Here is a 15,978-nt window from a genome sequence, read left to right as displayed (position 1 = left end):
ATAAACTCATTTAAACCATAAAATTAACAAATAAAAGCAAGAAACCTCTTATTCAATAGTTTAGTTTTAAACAAAATAATTAACAATAAAGGGTATAAGTAATTGGGAGGTAAGGTTTAAACATCTAAATCGAAAACACGGCGTAAAATCTCAATGTTTGGATTGGCCTCTATCAATTTTTCATATTTATCTTGAGGAGTAAAAACGTATTTTTTATTCATGACTTCGTTTACCGAAATCACCAAACTAATATCGAAATTTTTCAAGGTTGTTCTAATGTAAGTCATTAGGTCGTACTGGCCTTGCATTACTTCACGTTTATTAGTTTCGGTTGGAAACTGTAAATGAATATCTGTACCCTTAATTTTAGGCGTATCCATGTTTAGAATAGAAGCCAAATTATGTTTACCGTCTTTTTCTAATTTGTTTAAAAAGAAGGTCCATTCCTTCATAAAAGCTTCATCTGTAAAAGGCTCGGTCGGTAAGTTCTCTTCATCGACAACTACTTCGAGTTGTTTTATTTGATGTTCTTTTTTTGCTCGAATACTACTTAGAGAAAGTCCAGATCTACGCCTGCTGCCTTGAGATAAATCTAACTTTATATGTGGCTTTTCAGGTGGTTTAGGAGTTGCTACTACTTTTTGGGAAGCAACAGTAGCATTTACGGTATTTGCTTTCGCGGAAGGTTCTATGCTCGGTTTAGCCGTTGGAACTTTTACCGGAATAGGCGTAATACCTTTCTTTTTAAAGTAAGATGCTGGAATTATGTAATGTTTGCTATTTTTTTTTTCTCCATCGAAAGTGATAGAGGCAAGTTGCATGAGACATAATTCAACGAGAAGCCGTTGATTTTTACTGGTTTTATACTTGAGATCGCAGTCGTTTGCGAGATTTATACCTTGCATTAAAAACTCTTGCGAGGCCTTTTTAGATTGTTCTAAATATTTTATCTGCGTTTGTTCTCCTACTTCTAGCAATTCTATTGTTGCTGGTGTTTTACTTACTAGTAGATCTCTAAAATGCGAGGCTAAACCAGCAATATAATGATGACCATCGAATCCTTTTGATAAGGTATGGTTAAACTGAATGAGTAAATCTGGTATTTTATTTTCGAGAATTAAATCTGTACTTTCAAAATAAGTTTCGTAATCAAGAACGTTTAAGTTTTCGGTTACGGCTTGCCTGGTTAAATCTTTTCCCGAGAAACTTACTACACGATCAAAAATGGAAAGTGCATCACGCATAGCGCCATCTGCTTTTTGAGCAATAATGTGCAATGCATCGTCATCGGCAGTTATACCTTGTTCGTCAGCAATATATTTTAAATAATTTTTAGCGTCTTTTACCGTAATACGTTTAAAATCGAATATTTGACAACGTGATAAAATTGTTGGAATTATTTTATGCTTTTCGGTGGTTGCAAGAATAAAAATACAGTGTTTTGGTGGCTCTTCTAATGTTTTTAAAAAGGCATTAAAGGCTGCCTGAGATAACATATGGACTTCATCAATAATATAAACCTTGTATTTACCAACTTGTGGCGGGATACGAACTTGATCGGTTAGACTTCTAATATCGTCTACCGAGTTGTTCGAGGCGGCATCGAGTTCAAAGATATTGAAAGCGAAATCTTCATCGCCCGTTTCTTTACCATCACTGTTAATCATTTTAGCCAAAATACGCGCGCAAGTGGTTTTACCAACACCACGCGGACCTGTAAATAGAAGGGCTTGTGCTAAATGGTTGTTTTCTATAGCGTTTAACAAAGTATTGGTAATGGCTTGCTGCCCAACTACATCTTTAAATGTTTGGGGTCTGTATTTTCGAGCCGATACTATAAAATGTTCCAAATTTTTTTCGCTATTGAGTAAGTAACAAAGTTAAAAATTCAATTTGGATAATTAAATTGTAAAGACGAAAATAAAAGGGAGTTATTAACAAAGTTTAGTGCTTTGCTTTTTCGATATGTTTTTATGGGTTTGCTTGAGTTAACGTATTTGAAATTATCCTTTACAGATTAACCCGCGTTAGGGATTGCAGCATTGTTGGAGCTCTTTTTGTGTTGTTGCACTTATGCAACACAAAAAAGCGACTGCGGAAAGCCCGACCCTTGGGTAACGCCCAAACTTATATTTTAATGTTTTTAAGTTTATAATGTGGTATTTTATTATTTGTTTGTTGTAATTTTGACGGCTAGTAGATCGCCTTATCGCTGTCTTAAATTTATTTAGGATGGAGGAAAGTCCGGACACCATAGTTCAATATAGTGGCTAACGGCCACCAGCCGAGAGGTTAGGACCAGTGCAACAGAAAGAATGTACAGGTAATGCTGTAGTGAAACCAGGTAAACTCTATGTGGTGCAATGTTATGTAAACCAGTGCTTGAGGGTTGAACGCCCGATGCTGGAGGGTAAGCAGCTAAAGTGTTTTGGTAACAAAATGCGTAGATAAATGATAAGGGCTTTTTTTGCTTGTTTTGGGTTTTCTTGAAACGGGTTCGAAGGGTACAGAATCCGGCTTATAGATTTACTTACTTATAAAAAAAACCTTCTTAGCTTGCGCTTTGAAGGTTTTTCTGGTTTAGAATGGTTTAGTTTAGTTGTGGTATTTTTATGCATTTTCGAAAAAGCTAAACATATTACCTCCGTAACTTTTGGAGTAGCTGTAGTTGCTTAGTTTAGATAAATCTGTATGTTTTGAGTGTTCTACAATTAATACACCTTCTGGCAATAACATATTGTTTTTAAATATTAGTTCGGGTATTTTTCCAAATTTATCTTCGTCGAAATTGTATGGTGGATCGGCAAATATAATATTGGCTTGTAAAGTCGATTTTTCTAAAAACTTAAACACATCACTTTTAATGGTGTTTATTGGCATATCGAATTGCTCTGCCGTTTTGTTTATAAATTTTACACATCCAAAATCTTGGTCTACACAGGTAATTTGTTCGGTACCGCGTGAGGCAAATTCATAGCTTATATTCCCGGTGCCTGCAAATAAATCTAGTACAGAAACATCTTCAAAATAAAACGTATTGTTTAAAATATTGAATAGCGATTCCTTTGCCATATCTGTCGTTGGACGAACGGGTAGGTTTTTAGGTGCTGATATTCTTCTGCTTTTGTATTGTCCTGATATTATGCGCATTAAAAGCTATTTATTAAAGTGAAATTAGAATATTGTGTTTCTGGTTCTTCATTAAATACATAGTTGTTTTTTTGATTACCTAAACTTACATTACGTATGTATTTATATGCTATGTTGTATAGCGCATCGTCTTTATTTATATCACCAATTAAAATAAGATTTAATGTTTCTGGATCTAGTTTTAATTGTTCGGCAGTAAAGAGGATGTAATATATAAAATCTTCTTTTGTGGTGTACTCAAAACTGTTGTAAAATTGAAGCTCACCTTTGTTTGTAATTACAATTTCGAAACGATTATGATTAATGTGTGCGTAAAATTGAGAGTTTCCGGATTCTTTTTCAGATTCCAAAATAGTTTCAATTAAAACAGTAGAGGCGTGCTTGTATGTGAAATCTCCGAATAAATCGTAAATGTAATTATTCACGTTTACATACGGGATATATACGTTTACGCTTTGGTTACTGTCTATGGTATCGAAGGTTATAAAATCGGACTTTAAAATTTTAGAATTGAATTTTAAATAGTCGGCTATAGCTCCTTCATTAAAAATAGATTTTGGAACTAAGGTTGATAGCTCATTATCATGAATGATGTTTATAGCTTCAAATTTGTTTTGTAATATGGCTTCTGTATCAAAGCAATGTTTTAGCTTTTCTAATACTTCTAATGGGTTTAATTGCTTTTTAAACTTTATTTCTTTTAAATTAGAAATGGAATTATTATCCCGATTTAGAGTACAAAAAGAAAGTCCACTCAAGCTTATTTGAATGGACAGTTCTATATTTATTAATTTGCTAATACTAGCAGTATTATTTTTATTATTCGCTATCGCCATAAGTTTTTGGCCAGTTTCCAGTTGTATTAACTTCGTTCATTGATCCTACTTTTAAAGCGTCTCCATTAACTCCATCAACCGCTATTACTTGATTTTCTTGTGCTACTAAATCTGGGTTTTGATCGAATAAAATAACATCTTTCTTTACTTTAGTTTCGAAAACAGGAATGTTAATGTCGTTTTGGTTAATAAAACCAGCTTTTAAATCAAACTTAGTGCCTTCTTTTCCAACAGGAACATTCATCATTTTTTTGTAACGATCAGAATTTTTGAATAAAGAATCTTTTACAGGTACAGTGCCCAGAGTATCAATAATCATAATATCTTTTGTGGTATCAACACCGTAACGTTTTGTTAATACTTCATCAATTATACTAGAGTCACGACGTTGTGTAATAGTATATTCTGCTGTATCAATAAACTTTATTAAGTTATCAAAGCTGTCTGTAAATCTACCAGTTACTTGTCTGTGAGCTAATTCAGCATCTCTAATATCTTTTAAACTTTCTATAACTACTAAATAACGTTCGTTTTTTAGTTTGTTAAATTGAATAGGCTCATAAATTGACAAATAGGTTTGGTAACCAAAAAACACAATTAATGCCCAAAGCGCAATATTTAAAACCGGCTTTAATTTATTAGGAACAAATTTATCAACTAACTTCACCAAGCCAATTGTTGCCAAAATCACCGCAACCACAATAAGAATAAATGTCAACATAATACGTTATTTAATTTAAAAGTTTATTAATCGTTATTTAGCAAATCTACAATTTTTTTTTAATCGTAAAAACCAAAGCGAATAAAAATCATCCTATATTTGAATAATTTTTAAAATTATTTTTAATTAATGACCGCATCCGAATTCTATTCCCTTATAAAACAGCAGTTTCCGTTTAATCCAACAGTTAAACAAAATATTGTACTTCAGCAACTTTCTGAATTTATTTTTAAAAGTGAGAAAAACGCTCTTTATTTACTTAAAGGCTACGCTGGTACTGGGAAAACTACCATTGTAGGGGCTATTGTAAACAATTTATGGAAGGCAAAAAAGAGTGCTGTTCTTATGGCTCCAACTGGCAGAGCGGCTAAAGTAATCGCTAATTATTCCGGAAAAGAGGCTTTTACTATTCATAAAAAAATATATTTTCCGAAAAAAGATTCTGGTGGTGGTGTTAAATTTGTTTTACAGCCAAATAAGCATAAAAACACTATTTTTATTGTAGATGAAGCTTCTATGATACCAGATACACCTAGCGACTCTAAATTGATAGAAAACGGTTCCCTTCTCGACGATTTAATGCAATATGTATACTCTGGACTTAATTGTAAATTATTACTAATTGGTGATACGGCCCAACTGCCACCTGTGAAATTAGATATTAGCCCAGCTTTAGATGAAAATACTTTAGCATTAAATTATAATAAAGAAGTGACCAGAATGGAACTCGACGAGGTTGTTAGGCAAGGTCAAGATTCTGGTATTTTGGTTAATGCAACTATACTGCGTGATGTATTGGCACGTGAGGTGTACGATTATTTTAAGTTCGATTTAAACGGGTTTAAAGATATTATTAGGCTTGTTGATGGTTATGAAATTATGGACGCTATAAACGATGCGTACAGCGATTTAGGGAATGAAGAAACTGCTATTATAGTAAGAAGTAATAAACGTGCCAATGCCTATAATCAACAGATTAGAAGTCGTATTTTATATAATGAAAACGAATTATCTGCCGGAGATTATTTAATGGTGGTTAAGAATAATTATTTTTGGCTGAAACCGACCACAGAAGCTGGTTTTATTGCTAATGGTGATATTATAGAAGTTTTAGAAATTTTTAGTATTCAGGAATTATATGGTTTTCGCTTCGCGGAAGTAAAGGTTAGAATGGTAGATTATCCCAAAATGATACCTTTTGAAACCGTGTTGCTTTTAGATACTATTGAAGCAGAAACACCATCGCTACCTTATGAAGAATCTAACAGGCTCTACCAGGAAGTGATGAAGGATTTTGAAAACGAAACATCAAAGTATAAAAAGTTTTTAAAGGTAAAAGGAAATAAACATTTTAATGCGTTACAGGTTAAGTTCTCTTATGCTATTACTTGTCATAAATCTCAAGGTGGGCAGTGGAACACCGTTTTTGTGGAGCAACCTTATTTGCCAAACGGGATTGATAAAGATTATCTACGTTGGCTATATACTGCTGTAACTAGAGCAAAAGAAAAATTATATCTAATAGGTTTTAAAGATGAATTTTTCGAGGAAGACATCAATTCTTAAATAACTAAAAGTTTTTTTATTTTGGAATAAATATTGCATTCATAAAATTATATTTATGTTTTGTAACTTTGAAATATACTTAAGATAAGAGATTTTAATAATTTATGACTGGAGAAACAATAATTAGTATTTTTTTAGGTATCGGACTTTCCGCTTCGGTGGGTTTTCGTGTGTTTATGCCTTTATTCGCTTTGAGTTTAGCGGCTTACTTTGATGTTTGGGAACTTAACGAATCTTGGCAATGGATTGGTAGTACAGCAGCTATTATCACTTTAGGAGTGGCTACAATAGTAGAAATTTGTGCTTATTTTATTCCTTATGTCGATAATTTATTAGATACGGCAGCAGTACCATTAGCAGCATTAGCAGGTACTGCCGTAATGCTTTCTACAGTAGCAGATTTAAGTCCTGTTGTTACTTGGGCATTAGCTATTATAGCCGGTGGAGGTACAGCAGCTGCAGTTGCTGGAACATCTAGTACTACACGTTTAGCTTCTACGGCAACAACTGGAGGTTTAGCGAATCCAATTGTGGCTACTTTAGAAACAGGTACATCAATAGTAATGACGGTTGTCTCTATTTTTATGCCAATTTTGGCCATATTTTTGGTTCTTCTAATATTATTCATAATTTTCAAATTATATAAAAAGTTTAAACCAACTAAGACCTAAAACATTTATTATTTATCTTATTTTTGAAGAAGATTTAAGTTTCAATTGAAGAATTGCTTCAACCATGGCATAAATAGAAAAGGTATTAATAACAGTAATATTTCAAATGAAAATAATTTCAATGATCCCTGCACGTTACAGTGCATCGCGCTTCCCGGCTAAACTTATGCAAGACTTAGGAGGTAAAACCGTTATCCTTAGAACTTACGAAGCTACCGTAGCTACTAAATTATTTGATGATGTAATTGTAGTTACCGATAGCGATATTATTTATAACGAGATTGTAAATCACGGTGGAAAAGCCATGATGAGCAAAAAGGAACACGATTGCGGGAGTGATAGAATTGCCGAAGCTGTGGAATCTTTAGATGTAGATATTGTAATTAACGTTCAAGGTGATGAGCCTTTTACCGATAAAGAATCGTTAACAAAACTTATTGAAGTTTTTAAAAATGATCCGAATAAAAAAGTAGACCTAGCATCATTAATGGTACATATAACTGATGAAGAGGAAATAAAAAATCCGAATACGGTTAAAGTTATTGTAGATCAATCCAATTTTGCTCTTTATTTTTCTAGAAGCCCTATTCCATATCCACGTGATAAAAATGCCGGTGTTAGATACTTTAAACACAAAGGTGTTTATGCTTTTAGAAAACAGGCCATCATGGATTTTTATAAGTTACCTATGTTATCTTTAGAAGCTTCAGAAAAAATAGAATGTATTCGTTATTTGGAATATGGGAAACGTATAAAAATGGTTGAAACCGATGTGCAAGGTGTTGAGATTGATACGCCTGAGGATTTAGAACGAGCCAAAAAATTATGGAAATAAACTATAAAGACATAAAAGTTATTGGTTTTGATGCCGATGATACACTTTGGGTAAACGAAACTTATTTTAGAGAGGCAGAAGATGAAATTGGTAGATTATTATCAAAATATGAAACTCCCAATAAAATAGATCAGGAGCTTTTTAAAAAGGAAATAAGCAATTTACCTTTATATGGTTATGGTATAAAAGCCTTTACGCTATCTATGGTGGAAGTGGCTTTGGAATTATCAAATTATACAGTAACAAATAAAACTATTGAAGCTATTTTAAATATTGGAAAAGATATGCTCAATAAGCCTGTGGAACTTTTAGATGGTGTAGAAGAGGTGCTGGAAAATCTTTCAAAAAAGTATAAAATTATTTTAGCGACTAAAGGCGATTTGTTAGACCAAGAACGTAAATTGGAAAAATCTGGATTAACTAATTATTTCCATCATATTGAAGTTTTAAGTGATAAGCAAGAAGATAATTATTCCAAATTATTAACACGTTTGGATGTTAAGCCTTCAGAGTTTTTAATGATTGGAAATTCTTTAAAATCAGATGTTTTACCTTTAGTAAATTTAAACGCTCAGGCTATTCACGTTCCATTTCACACAACTTGGGCACATGAGCAAGTTACAGAAAAAGAGACAAACGGTAAGGCTTATAAAACAATAAACTCATTAAAAGACCTTTTAAAACTAATAAATTAATTTGAAAGTAATCGATATAAATACCTGGAGTAGAAAACAGCATTTCGAACATTTTTCGGCCTTAACCGATCCATCGTTTGCAGTTACTATTCCTTTTAATGTTACAAATGCATATCAAGCATCAAAAGCAACACATACTAGTTTTTTTACTCGGTATTTGCATGATTGCATGCGTGCTATTAACGAAATTGAAAATTTTAGATATAGAATTGAAGATGATAAAATAGTGGAGTATGATGTAATCCATGCATCTCCAACTATTTTAAGAGAAGATAATACTTTCGGATTTTCATTTGTTAATTATAATGAAGATTTAGTGAAGTTTTCTAATAATCTAGAAACCGAGAAAACACGTATTAAAAACTCAAAAGAATTGTTTCCACCTGTTAACGGGCTAGATTGTATTCATTGTTCCGCAATGCCATGGGTTAATTTTATAGGCCATAAAGAACCAAGTTCTGGGCTTGTGGATAGCGTTCCTAAACTATCATTTGGGAAGGCAACTTCCATAAATAACGAATTAATCATGAATGTTTCCATACACGTTAATCATGCTTTAGTCGATGGATACCACGTTGGACTTTTTTCTAAGAAATTTCAACACTTTTTAAACCAGTAGAATTTAAATTAGTACTATTTTTACATTTCGAAAAAGAAAACCGAACAAATGACTTACAAAAACTTTCCAATGGTGCCTAGAGTTATATTTGGCAGAGGTAGTTTCAATCAAATAAATGATATTTTAGCCCCAAAGCGTTCAAGTATTCATGCGCCTTTTATTTTTTTAATAGACGATGTTTTTAAAAGCAACGCTTGGTTAACATCAAGAATAAAGCTTTCATATGATGATCGAATTATATTCGTTTCAGCAAAAGAAGAACCTAAAACCACACAAGTAGACGACCTTGTAGAAGATATCATATTGAAATCTAAAGAACGTCCGTCTGGAATTATTGGTATTGGTGGCGGTAGCTTACTCGATTTATCGAAAGCTGTTGCTCTTTTAATAACCAATGAAGGGGAAGCACAGGATTATCAAGGATGGGATTTAATAAAAAACGCTGCTATATACCACGTTGGTATTCCAACAATTTCAGGAACAGGAGCCGAAGTATCTAGAACAGCAATACTTACAGGCCCAAAACTTAAATTAGGAATCAATAGTGATTTCACTCCATTCGATCAAGTTCTTTTAGATCCAGAACTTACAAAAGAAGTACCTAAACAGCAATGGTTTTATACAGGAATGGACTGTTATATTCATTGTGTAGAGTCTTTAAACGGGACGTATTTAAACGAATTCAGTAAAACTTACGGAGAGAAATCTTTCGATTTATGTAAAGAAATATTCTTAAACGGTAATTTATCAGTAGAGGAAACTCAAGATAAATTAATGATGGCTAGCTGGCATGGCGGTATGAGTATTGCTTATTCGCAAGTAGGTGTTGCTCATGCTATGAGCTACGGATTATCGTTTTTACTAGGTATAAAACATGGTATAGGGAATTGCTTAGTTTTCGATCATTTAGAAGAGTTTTATCCAGAAGGTGTTGTTCTTTTTAAGCAAATGAAAGAAAAGCACGGTATCGAACTACCAACAGGTGTTTGTGATAAGTTAACCGATGAGCAATTCGATATTATGATTGGTGTAGCATTAAGTTTAGAGCCACTTTGGGAAAATGCCGTGGGTAAAAACTGGAAGGACACCATAACACCAGAAAAATTAAAAGGAATTTATAAAAAAATATAATATGTATTGGCTTGCCAAAATTATATACTTTAAAATATTAGGCTGGCAAGTTGTTGGTAATACTAATTTTTCTAAAAACTCAGTAAAAAAAGCAATAATAATAGCGGCGCCACATACTAGCTGGCACGATTTTTATATTGGCGTTTTATTGCGTGCTGTTGCTAAGTTAAAAACCAATTTTGTTGGCAAAAAAGAGTTGTTTGTATTTCCTGTGGGTTGGTTTTTTAGAGCTTTAGGAGGTGCACCTATTAATCGCCAATCTAACGAGAATAAAGTAGATGCTATTGCTAAACTTTTTGACGAAAAGGAAGAGTTTAGAATGACTTTAGCTCCAGAAGGTACCCGTAAAAAAGTTACCGAATGGCGTACAGGATTTTATTATATAGCCAAAAAAGCTAATGTTCCAATAATTATGTTTACTCTGGATTTTGAAAATAAGCAAAATCGAATTTCAGAACCATTTTATACAACAGATGACACCGAGGCAGACTTTAAATTTATAAAGGATTTCTATAAAGGAGTAAAAGGGAAAGTGTCAGAATATTCATAAAAACAAATTTGGCACAGTATTTGGCATTAACATAGTAGTTGCAGTTAATGAAACATAAAGTAAACAATTGTTTGTCCCTAAAAAGAAACATATCTTCAACTAAAACCCCAAAAGCTATTTCTCTCAAGGTTATAGCTTTTTTTATTACTAATTTCTAGTAGAAAAAACTTTCAAATAAACATAATTTTGGGCGTTCCCGAAGGGTCGGGCTTTCCGCAGTCGCTTTTTTGTGTTGCATAGGTGCAACAACACAAAAAGAGCTTCAACAATGCTACAATCCCTAACGCGGGTAATCTTCAATTTATGTCACCAAGAAGATGTTAATTACTTATTTGCTAATTAATCTCAAAAAAATAACTCAAAGAAAATATAGAATCTATTATATTTTTTTATCTTTAATAATTATGATAAAAGACACAAAAATTGCCGTTTTAATCGATGGCGACAACATACCATCTAGATATATTTCTGAAATGATGGAAGAAATAGCCAAATACGGCACACCAACAATAAAACGAATTTATGGCGATTGGACCAAACCGCATCTTTCCAAATGGAAAAATGTATTGCTCGAAAATGCTATAACACCAATCCAGCAGTACGGCTATACTACAGGTAAAAATGCTACAGATTCAGCGATGATTATCGATGCCATGGATATTCTATATTCCGAAAAGGTAAACGGTTTTTGCTTAGTATCATCAGATAGTGATTTTACAAAATTAGCAACCCGATTACGCGAAGCCGCTATGGTTGTTTACGGTATGGGAGAAAAGAAAACGCCAAACCCTTTTATTGTGGCTTGCGATAAATTTATCTATCTAGAAATCCTTGCAAAGGATAGCGACGAAGATGAAGACGCTAATAAGGATAAGAAAGGAGTGAAGCCTAAAAAAGAGAATTTATATAACATAACACCAAAAATTATTAAATTGTTAAAGAACTCTGTAGAAGATGCCGCAGACGATGATGGTTGGGCATTTTTAGGCGATGTAGGTTCTTTAATTCTTAAAAAGCAACCTAACTTCGATTCTCGAAATTTTGGTTTCCAGAAGTTAACACCGCTGTTTAAATCACTACCACAATTTGAAATGGAGCAACGCGACCAAACTAACGGACGTTTTAAGTTGATATACGTGAAAAATAAATAATAAAATCTATTTAGAGCTTATCTAAAATTTTATCCATTATCCAACTGGTATGAAGTGCTGTTTTTCCTGTAGAAGGATGTGTAGCTATTTCATTAAACAAAACCTGCTTCATATTTTCTACATGAGGTGTTTGTATGTGTTTAGGGTTTTCGATAAACAGGCTTTCATTTTTAGATTCGCTTTTTAGTACAATTGGGTTTTCATGAAATACAGAAAATTCAATTGTGCCTTTACTACCATAAATAGTAACATGATCTAAGTGTTCACTACATCCAAAATTCCAAGTTCCTGAGCCTGTAATGCCACTTTTATGTAACCAAGATGCGATAACTGCATCTTTAGCAGAATATAAATTTTGCTGATTTAAACTAAAACCTTTAGCATCTTCTATATCACCTAGCAAGAAGGTGAATAAATCTAATCCGTGACTCGCTAAATCATCAAAATAACCTGCTGGTGCAATTTTAGAATCTGTTCGCCAATTATCCTTTTTCAATAAATCGGTTTGGTTTGCAGGTTTGCTTAAATGTGCCGTTATATGTCTAACATCGCCAATATAATTATGGACTAGCCATTCTTTAACCTTTAAAAACCGAGGTAAAGATCTACGGTAATAGGCTACAAACAAAGGAATATCTTTTTCGCTAAAAGCGTTATAAATTCCTAAACTATCAGCATAACTTGGGCTTAATGGCTTTTCAATACAACATGGTTTTCCGGCGGCAGCTACTTTTAATGCATAAAGTTTATGGCTATCGGGTGGGGTTGCTATATAAACAGCATCAATGCTACTATCATTAATTAGTGCATCGGCATCTGTATATATTTTATTGATATTATGGCGTTGGGCGTAATCTTTCAACTTTTCAACATCACGACGCATCACGGCTTCAATATTAAAACCATCTGTAAGTTTGTAAGCAGGTCCGCTTTTAACTTCGGTTACATTACCACAGCCAATTATTCCCCAGTTAATTGTTTTCATATAAAAAGTATAAAAAAAAAGAGAACCGCTAAGTTCTCTTTTAGATATTAAATTCAATATTAATCTGTAGTTTCTTCCATAGTGTGATATACGTTTTGTACATCATCATCTTCTTCAAGTTTTTCTAAAAGTTTTTCTACGTCGGCTGCTTCTTCTGCGGATAACGGTTTTGTTACTTGTGGAATACGTTCAAATCCTGAAGATAAAATTTCAATTTCACGAGATTCTAATTCTGCTTGGATAGCTCCAAAACTTTCAAAAGGTGCGTAAATTAAAATACCATCATCGTCAGCAAAAACTTCTTCGGCTCCAAAATCAATAAATTCTAGTTCTAATTCTTCAGGGTCTAATCCTTCAGCATCAATTCTGAAATTACAAGTATGATCGAACATGAATACTACCGAACCCGATGTACCTAAACTACCATCGCATTTATTAAAAAAGCTACGTACATTGGCTACTGTTCGGGTATTATTATCGGTAGCTGTTTCTACTAATACGGCAATGCCATGCGGTGCATAACCTTCAAAAATGACTTCTTTATAATCGCCCTGACCTTTTTCACTCGCTTTTTTAATAGCACGCTCTACATTATCCTTTGGCATATTTACAGCCTTAGCATTTTGTATTACGGCACGCAAACGCGAATTACTTGCAGGATCGGGACCACCTTCTTTTACAGCCATAACAATATCTTTACCAATACGTGTAAAGGCTTTGCTCATGGCAGACCAACGTTTCATTTTTCTTGCTTTTCTAAATTCAAAAGCTCTTCCCATAATTACATTCTTTTAGTTGTTGTGGCTTCAATTAATCTGGTTATTTGAGATAAATAGACCACTTTATTATTGTTACATTTCCGCGAAAGCGAAAACATATTTATTCATTTAATATCACAAAGTTAAAAACCTTAGGCAGAAATACAAATTATTCCTCGTCTTCAGGTACTACAATGCTATCTATTGCTTTTGCTAATTTAAAATCTTTTGCAGTAACACCATCTGAATCGTGCGTAGAAAGCGTGATATTTAGAACATTATACACATTACTCCAATCTGGATGATGGTTTAATGCTTCGCACTCAAAGGCAATGCGGCTCATGGCACTAAAGCAATCTTTAAAATTATCGAATTCAAATTCGGCGTGAAGTGCGTTTTCATAATAGTCCCAATCTGGGTATTGAAGTAATCTTTTTTCTATATCGTCTTCCGAGAGTTTAAGCATCATTTATATCTTATTTTAAGAGACTAAATTAGTGTTTTATTTACTGATAAAGGGCTCATTTTTGTAATTCTGATAAAATATCTTGACTCACCAATTGTAAGTGTTTTGGTAATTTGTTGAATTTTGGTAAAACAGCAAGATAGCGCTCGTCGTTAGTCGTGAAAACTTGTTTGTATATTACTTTGTTTTCTAGTCGAAGTGTTTCAATAATTTCTTTTACAAAATCGTCATGATGTACTAAATCATTACTTCCTAAATGAAAAACACCCGATTTATTTCTATTGATGATGTAATGAATTTGTTGTGTTAATTTATTAGAAGAAGTAACGTTCATAATTAAATTAGGGAATACCTCTATAGGTTCATTAAGATCTATAAGCTGAAGTATTTCGTCTATGCGAGGAGATTGTGGCCCAAAAACCATTGGTAATCTAATAATAGCTACTTTCTTTTTGGGTAGACGTAATAGCATATTTTCAATTTTAATTTTGAAATGCCCATAAATACTATTGCTTAAGGTTTTGTCTTGCTCGTAACTAGGGTATTTGCTATAGGCATCAAAAACGTTTGCTGACGATAAAAATATAAGTTTAGAATTTTCTATTAATAAATATTCTGCTATATGTCGATGCATCATAACTTGTTTAGAGAAATCGCCGCGAAGTGCCGAAATAATAATGGTTGGTTTTACAATCTCTAAAATTTCGTAAATATCATCTTCTTCATAATTATATTGAAAAAATTGATGATTTTTTTCTAAAGTTTTGTTTGATGTATTGTAGGTACCATAGGTTCTAAAATAGGGGAAGAGCTCCTTGTAAATGGCGCTTCCTAAAAAACCACTTACTCCTAAAACTAGAATTCTATGTTTACTTTCTCGCTTTATCATACATCAAACATCTTAAGTCATTTGGTAAGTTGAAATTAACTTAGAAAATGGATAACTTTGTTTTAGTCGTAAAAGCCTCTAAAGCCAACATACCTAATTTGGAATTTCCTTTTTTATTAAGTCCTGGCGACCATGTTGCAATGGTAAAATTATCTGGTAAAAGCGCTACAATACCTCCGCCTACACCAGATTTTCCTGGTAAACCAACCTCGAAAGCAAACTCTCCAGCTTCATCATAAAAACCACATGTAAGCATTACGGCATTTATACGTTTTGCCTGAGTTTCGGTAAGCCGAACTTTATCCAACATACATGTGCCTTTGTTTGCCAAAAATGAAAACGTTTTGGTGAGTTGGCTACACGTCATTTCTAGTGAACATTGTTGAAAATAGAAATCTAAAACATCGTTTACTGGATTGTCTAAATTTTTAAATGATTTTAGAAGATTTGCCGCCGCATAATTTTTGAAACCTGTTCGCTTTTCGGAATCTGCAACTGCTTGGTTATATTCAATAGTTTTATCGTTAGTTAAATCGCGTACGTAATTTAAAAAATCCTGTTTCGGGTTTTCTAAATTTGAAAGTAGAATATCTGCAATTACGATGGCTCCTGAATTAATAAATGGATTTCGAGGAATACCATTTTCAATTTCTAACAACGCTAATTGATTAAATGGGTGACCAGAAGGCTCTACATCCATACGCTTCCATATGTTTTCGCCAATTAGTGACATAGCTTTAGAAAGTGCTAAAACTTTAGAAATACTTTGTATTGAAAAATGCTTATTAAAATCACCAACACCGTAACTTTTTCCGTCGGAAGTGCGTAGATGAATTCCGAAATTATCCTTACTAATATGGGCTAATTCCGGAATATAAGTTGCTACGGTTCCTTTATCGGCCGCTTGTATGGCATTTTGATGAATGCTTTCTAAAATAGCTTGAAAATCTGGCAT

General features: G+C 33.1%; 17 protein-coding genes and 1 other RNA gene. 9 read left to right on the top strand and 9 right to left on the bottom strand.

Translation table 11 applies throughout. From position 1 onward, the window contains the following. Nucleotides 1-116: 116 nt before the first annotated feature. Nucleotides 117-1,850 (bottom strand): DNA polymerase III subunit gamma/tau, encoded by a 1,734-nt coding sequence (gene dnaX / locus M4I23_RS06540; RefSeq protein ID WP_249753851.1) that lies wholly within the window; start codon nt 1,848-1,850, stop codon nt 117-119. Nucleotides 1,851-2,193: 343 nt separating this feature from the next. Between dnaX and rnpB the strand changes: the two genes are divergently transcribed. Continuing rightward, nucleotides 2,194-2,537, top strand: an RNA gene (gene rnpB, locus M4I23_RS06535) — RNase P RNA component class A. Nucleotides 2,538-2,610: 73 nt separating this feature from the next. On the opposite strand, the gene rsmD is transcribed toward rnpB, so the two are convergent. From rsmD to M4I23_RS06520, 3 genes are read right to left on the bottom strand one after another with little or no spacing between them, the layout of a single operon-like run. Next, nucleotides 2,611-3,150: a 16S rRNA (guanine(966)-N(2))-methyltransferase RsmD gene (gene rsmD, locus M4I23_RS06530; RefSeq protein WP_158849582.1), complete on the bottom strand. Its 540-nt coding sequence runs from the start codon at nt 3,148-3,150 to the stop codon at nt 2,611-2,613. Continuing rightward, on the bottom strand, nt 3,150-3,986 hold the full coding sequence (locus tag M4I23_RS06525; RefSeq protein ID WP_158849585.1) for a DUF3822 family protein: 837 nt from the start codon (nt 3,984-3,986) through the stop codon (nt 3,150-3,152). The genes rsmD and M4I23_RS06525 overlap by 1 nt, the downstream gene beginning before the upstream one ends. Then, a complete protein-coding gene (locus M4I23_RS06520; RefSeq protein WP_199269858.1) occupies nt 3,970-4,707 on the bottom strand; it encodes a hypothetical protein in 738 nt (245 codons plus the stop codon). The genes M4I23_RS06525 and M4I23_RS06520 overlap by 17 nt, the downstream gene beginning before the upstream one ends. A 129-nt stretch (nt 4,708-4,836) precedes the next feature. On the opposite strand from M4I23_RS06520, the gene M4I23_RS06515 reads away from it, so the two are divergent. The 8 genes from M4I23_RS06515 to M4I23_RS06480 all read left to right on the top strand — a co-directional run bounded on the left by M4I23_RS06515 (nt 4,837) and on the right by M4I23_RS06480 (nt 11,925). Continuing rightward, nucleotides 4,837-6,273, top strand: a complete 1,437-nt coding sequence (locus M4I23_RS06515) for an ATP-binding domain-containing protein (RefSeq protein WP_249753850.1) — start codon at nt 4,837-4,839, stop codon at nt 6,271-6,273. Nucleotides 6,274-6,377: 104 nt separating this feature from the next. Next, nucleotides 6,378-6,944 (top strand): DUF4126 domain-containing protein, encoded by a 567-nt coding sequence (locus tag M4I23_RS06510; RefSeq protein WP_158849589.1) that lies wholly within the window; start codon nt 6,378-6,380, stop codon nt 6,942-6,944. A gap of 106 nt (nt 6,945-7,050) precedes the next feature. Next, the gene (kdsB, locus tag M4I23_RS06505) at nt 7,051-7,779 is read left to right on the top strand and encodes a 3-deoxy-manno-octulosonate cytidylyltransferase (RefSeq protein WP_249753849.1); all 729 of its coding nucleotides are present in this window, start codon (nt 7,051-7,053) and stop codon (nt 7,777-7,779) included. Next, complete coding sequence (locus M4I23_RS06500; RefSeq protein ID WP_158849593.1) at nt 7,770-8,474, top strand: HAD family hydrolase; 705 nt, start codon at nt 7,770-7,772, stop codon at nt 8,472-8,474. The genes kdsB and M4I23_RS06500 overlap by 10 nt, the downstream gene beginning before the upstream one ends. 1 nt (nt 8,475) lies before the next feature. After that, nucleotides 8,476-9,093 carry a CatA-like O-acetyltransferase gene (locus M4I23_RS06495; protein ID WP_249753848.1) on the top strand — a complete coding sequence of 206 codons (618 nt, stop codon included), beginning with the start codon at nt 8,476-8,478 and terminating at the stop codon, nt 9,091-9,093. A gap of 48 nt (nt 9,094-9,141) precedes the next feature. Then, nucleotides 9,142-10,224, top strand: a complete 1,083-nt coding sequence (locus tag M4I23_RS06490; protein ID WP_158849597.1) for an iron-containing alcohol dehydrogenase family protein — start codon at nt 9,142-9,144, stop codon at nt 10,222-10,224. Between the two features lies 1 nt (nt 10,225). Next, entirely contained in the window at nt 10,226-10,774 is a 549-nt protein-coding gene (locus M4I23_RS06485; RefSeq protein WP_158849599.1) for a 1-acyl-sn-glycerol-3-phosphate acyltransferase, read from the top strand. A gap of 404 nt (nt 10,775-11,178) precedes the next feature. After that, on the top strand, nt 11,179-11,925 hold the full coding sequence (locus tag M4I23_RS06480) for an NYN domain-containing protein (RefSeq protein WP_158849601.1): 747 nt from the start codon (nt 11,179-11,181) through the stop codon (nt 11,923-11,925). Nucleotides 11,926-11,935: 10 nt separating this feature from the next. Here the strand turns inward: M4I23_RS06480 and M4I23_RS06475 are convergent, their stop codons facing one another. From M4I23_RS06475 to M4I23_RS06455, 5 genes are all read right to left on the bottom strand, one after another. Further along, the gene (locus tag M4I23_RS06475; RefSeq protein ID WP_249753847.1) at nt 11,936-12,910 is read right to left on the bottom strand and encodes a Gfo/Idh/MocA family protein; all 975 of its coding nucleotides are present in this window, start codon (nt 12,908-12,910) and stop codon (nt 11,936-11,938) included. A 59-nt stretch (nt 12,911-12,969) separates the two neighbouring features. Continuing rightward, nucleotides 12,970-13,689 carry a YebC/PmpR family DNA-binding transcriptional regulator gene (locus M4I23_RS06470; protein WP_158849605.1) on the bottom strand — a complete coding sequence of 240 codons (720 nt, stop codon included), beginning with the start codon at nt 13,687-13,689 and terminating at the stop codon, nt 12,970-12,972. Between the two features lie 148 nt (nt 13,690-13,837). Further along, nucleotides 13,838-14,134, bottom strand: coding sequence for a 4a-hydroxytetrahydrobiopterin dehydratase (locus M4I23_RS06465; protein ID WP_158851839.1), 297 nt, complete (start codon nt 14,132-14,134; stop codon nt 13,838-13,840). A gap of 55 nt (nt 14,135-14,189) precedes the next feature. Next, nucleotides 14,190-15,023, bottom strand: a complete 834-nt coding sequence (locus tag M4I23_RS06460; RefSeq protein ID WP_249753846.1) for a sugar nucleotide-binding protein — start codon at nt 15,021-15,023, stop codon at nt 14,190-14,192. 40 nt (nt 15,024-15,063) lie between these two features. Beyond that, nucleotides 15,064-15,978 (bottom strand): glutaminase, encoded by a 915-nt coding sequence (locus M4I23_RS06455; RefSeq protein ID WP_158849609.1) that lies wholly within the window; start codon nt 15,976-15,978, stop codon nt 15,064-15,066.

The organism is Algibacter sp. L4_22 (assembly GCF_023473045.1).
Lineage (GTDB): Bacteria > Bacteroidota > Bacteroidia > Flavobacteriales > Flavobacteriaceae > Algibacter.
This window is presented reverse-complemented; position numbering and strand designations above follow the sequence as displayed.

What these genes read in the sequence shown, in the direction of transcription:
- rsmD (WP_158849582.1), bottom strand. Translation starts at nt 3,150, where the DNA reads ATGCGCATAATATCAGGACAATACAAAAGCAGAAGAATATCAGCACCT.
- M4I23_RS06525 (WP_158849585.1), bottom strand. Translation starts at nt 3,986, where the DNA reads ATGGCGATAGCGAATAATAAAAATAATACTGCTAGTATTAGCAAATTA.
- M4I23_RS06520 (WP_199269858.1), bottom strand. Translation starts at nt 4,707, where the DNA reads ATGTTGACATTTATTCTTATTGTGGTTGCGGTGATTTTGGCAACAATT.
- M4I23_RS06515 (WP_249753850.1), top strand. Translation starts at nt 4,837, where the DNA reads ATGACCGCATCCGAATTCTATTCCCTTATAAAACAGCAGTTTCCGTTT.
- M4I23_RS06510 (WP_158849589.1), top strand. Translation starts at nt 6,378, where the DNA reads ATGACTGGAGAAACAATAATTAGTATTTTTTTAGGTATCGGACTTTCC.
- kdsB (WP_249753849.1), top strand. Translation starts at nt 7,051, where the DNA reads ATGAAAATAATTTCAATGATCCCTGCACGTTACAGTGCATCGCGCTTC.
- M4I23_RS06500 (WP_158849593.1), top strand. Translation starts at nt 7,770, where the DNA reads ATGGAAATAAACTATAAAGACATAAAAGTTATTGGTTTTGATGCCGAT.
- M4I23_RS06490 (WP_158849597.1), top strand. Translation starts at nt 9,142, where the DNA reads ATGACTTACAAAAACTTTCCAATGGTGCCTAGAGTTATATTTGGCAGA.
- M4I23_RS06485 (WP_158849599.1), top strand. Translation starts at nt 10,226, where the DNA reads ATGTATTGGCTTGCCAAAATTATATACTTTAAAATATTAGGCTGGCAA.
- M4I23_RS06480 (WP_158849601.1), top strand. Translation starts at nt 11,179, where the DNA reads ATGATAAAAGACACAAAAATTGCCGTTTTAATCGATGGCGACAACATA.
- M4I23_RS06475 (WP_249753847.1), bottom strand. Translation starts at nt 12,910, where the DNA reads ATGAAAACAATTAACTGGGGAATAATTGGCTGTGGTAATGTAACCGAA.
- M4I23_RS06470 (WP_158849605.1), bottom strand. Translation starts at nt 13,689, where the DNA reads ATGGGAAGAGCTTTTGAATTTAGAAAAGCAAGAAAAATGAAACGTTGG.
- M4I23_RS06465 (WP_158851839.1), bottom strand. Translation starts at nt 14,134, where the DNA reads ATGCTTAAACTCTCGGAAGACGATATAGAAAAAAGATTACTTCAATAC.
- M4I23_RS06460 (WP_249753846.1), bottom strand. Translation starts at nt 15,023, where the DNA reads ATGATAAAGCGAGAAAGTAAACATAGAATTCTAGTTTTAGGAGTAAGT.
- M4I23_RS06455 (WP_158849609.1), bottom strand. Translation starts at nt 15,978, where the DNA reads ATGCCAGATTTTCAAGCTATTTTAGAAAGCATTCATCAAAATGCCATA.